This window comes from Methanospirillum sp., assembly GCF_035560735.1.
In the GTDB taxonomy this organism is placed as follows: domain Archaea; phylum Halobacteriota; class Methanomicrobia; order Methanomicrobiales; family Methanospirillaceae; genus Methanospirillum.
This window is the reverse complement of the sequence record NZ_DATMYY010000368.1, coordinates 1-2,716: the sequence shown is the minus strand read 5'-3', so window position 1 is coordinate 2,716 and position 2,716 is coordinate 1. Positions and strand designations below refer to the sequence as shown.

General features: G+C 42.9%; 1 protein-coding gene. It reads left to right on the top strand.

Annotation, left to right across the window (positions count from 1 at the left end):
* Positions 1 to 114: 114 nt before the first annotated feature.
* A partial coding sequence (locus tag VN429_RS10915) for a chemotaxis protein CheB (protein ID WP_325633215.1) occupies positions 115 to 2,716 on the top strand: 2,602 nt, incomplete at its 3' end.

The following is a 2,716-nucleotide window of genomic DNA, read 5'->3' as shown; positions in this document are numbered from 1 at the left end:
GCAAATATACTCATGGCTTACCCAGTCACAATCATTATCTCTAATACTCCCAAAGAAGACATAGATCTCATTTGAATGATCCACACACGGATGTAATTTATAAACCGGTGATCTATGTCCAGAACTAAATCGTCATCAAATTCCCCAGAAAAAAAATCTGAACAGACCCCTGAGGAAAACCTTTCAACAAAAATTCCTATTGTTGGTATTGGAGCGTCTGCAGGAGGTCTTGAAGCCTTCGAACAATTTTTTAAGCTTATCCCGGTTGATACCGGAATGGCCTTCATTCTCGTGCCACACCTGGACCCTGATCACGAAAGTATGCTCGCCGATATCCTTGGACGAGTTACGACAATGCCGGTCGTGGAGGCACGAGATCAGATGGAAGTGCAGCCAAATCACGTATATATTATTGCTCCAAATCGTGAAATGGCCATCTTTCATCGTCAGATTCATTTGAGTATCCCAACAGCCCCCAAAGGACAGCAGATGAAGATTGATCTCTTCTTCCGATCTCTGGCTGAAGAACAGGAAGACAAAGCTATTGGTATTGTTTTCTCTGGCACCGGAACTGATGGTACCCTTGGACTTCGCGCTATTCAGGGGGCAGGTGGCATTACCTTTGTTCAGGATCCAAAGAGCGCCAAATATGACGGAATGCCAACCAGTGCTATAGGCAGCGGATATGCAACCTATGTCCTCACAGTAGAAGAGATGCCAACAGAACTCATTGCCTGTGTAAAAAATCTCTTTCAGCAATCCAATGTTCAAATTGTGAATGAAAATCCGGTGGATTTAGATAAAAATGGTGCAATATCAAGAATTCTGAGAATCATCAGAACCAAAACCGGACATGACTTCTCCCAGTACAAGAGGAGCACAATTCACCGGAGAATTGCGAGACGTATGTCAATTCACGTCATCGAAGACACCATGGTTTATGCCAGATATCTGGAGGAACATCCAGACGAGGTGAAGACCCTCTTTCGCGAACTATTGATTAATGTGACCAGTTTCTTTAGAGATCCGGTAGCATTTGAAATTTTAAAAGCGGATATTCTTCCTAAAATAATCAAGAAAAAGGAAGAATATGAGTCAATCCGGCTCTGGGTTCCTGGATGCTCAACAGGAGAAGAGGCATACTCGCTTTCTATCATTATCAGAGAAATTCTGGATGATCTTGGGAAAGACTGTAAAGTTCAGATATACAGTACAGACCTTGCCGAGGATGTGATAGCAACCGCTCGGAAAGGATTCTATCCTCCCAATATTGCATCTGACATCTCATCTGAGCGACTGAAGAAGTTCTTTATCAGAGAAGAAAATGGGTACCAGGTGAAGAAAGAAATTCGAGAGATGATAATCTACGCAACCCAGAATATCATCAAAGATCCACCATTCACAAAACTTGATCTCATCAGTTGTCGGAATCTGCTCATCTATCTGGACTCAGATCTTCAGTCCAAATTGATCTCAACTTTTCATTACGCTTTAAATCAAGGGGGTATCCTCTTTATCTCATCTTCAGAGAGTATCGGCTCAGCCACTGACCTTTTTAAACCAATTGATCGGAAATGGAAAATTTATGAGGCATTAGGAATCAAATCGGGTGTTCCTGTGATGACGGAGACATCTGCCTTATGGGATGAATCCCGTCATCCGGTATCAGATCCAACACGTTATCCTAAGCAGTCTTCTACTGTACTAAAGGGAGATCTGATGAGACAAGCATTGCTTCAGGCATACACACCACCATCAGTAATTACCGACGAGGGGGGAAACCTGCTGTATATACATGGGGATACTGGTAAGTTTCTTCGTCCGGCGCAGGGTCAGATGAGTATTTCTGTTGTTGATATGGCAAGAGAAGGACTGGAACTCGATCTTCGGACCGCAATATTTTCCGCTAAATCTCAAAAGAAGGTTATAAGGACAAACAATCTCCAGGTTCGAACCAATGGGGGATTTGAATCGGTAGACCTTGAAGTTAGACCAATTATTGGCACTGATCCCATGCGGGGAAATCTTATCATCAGTTTTATTACTCCCGACACGACTTCCTCACCTGAAGGTACAGGCTATAAAGGAACTAACCGGAGAAAGCAGAGCATACCTGGCCGTGTTGATGAACTCGAACAAGAACTTCGGTTCACCAAAGAGAATCTTCAGGCAACTGTTGAAGAGATGCAGGCTGGTACAGAAGAGTTAAAGTCAACAAACGAAGAACTACAATCAACCAATGAAGAACTGCAATCCACGAATGAGGAACTGGAAACCTCCCGCGAAGAACTTCAATCGGTCAATGAAGAGATGATGACCGTCAACGGAGAATTGCAGGCAAAGATTGGGCAACTAATCGGTATTCAGAACGATATGAAGAATTTTCAGGCTAGCACAGGCATTGGGACCATCTTCCTGGATATTAATCTTAAAATCCGTCAGTTCACGCCGGAAGCAGCAAAGATCTACAAGGTTGTCTCCTCTGATATTGGCAGATCACTGAGCGACATCAAATCAATTTTACTATCAGATTACCTGATAGACTATGCACAAGAGGTTCTTGAATCACTTATACCCCAGGAAAAAGAGACACAAACCATAGATAAACTCTGGTTTTTGGTCAGGATCTTACCATACCGGACATTTGAAAATGTAATAGATGGAGTTGTGATCAGTTTTATTGATATTACCGGTAGAAAAGCGGCCGAAGTAGAAC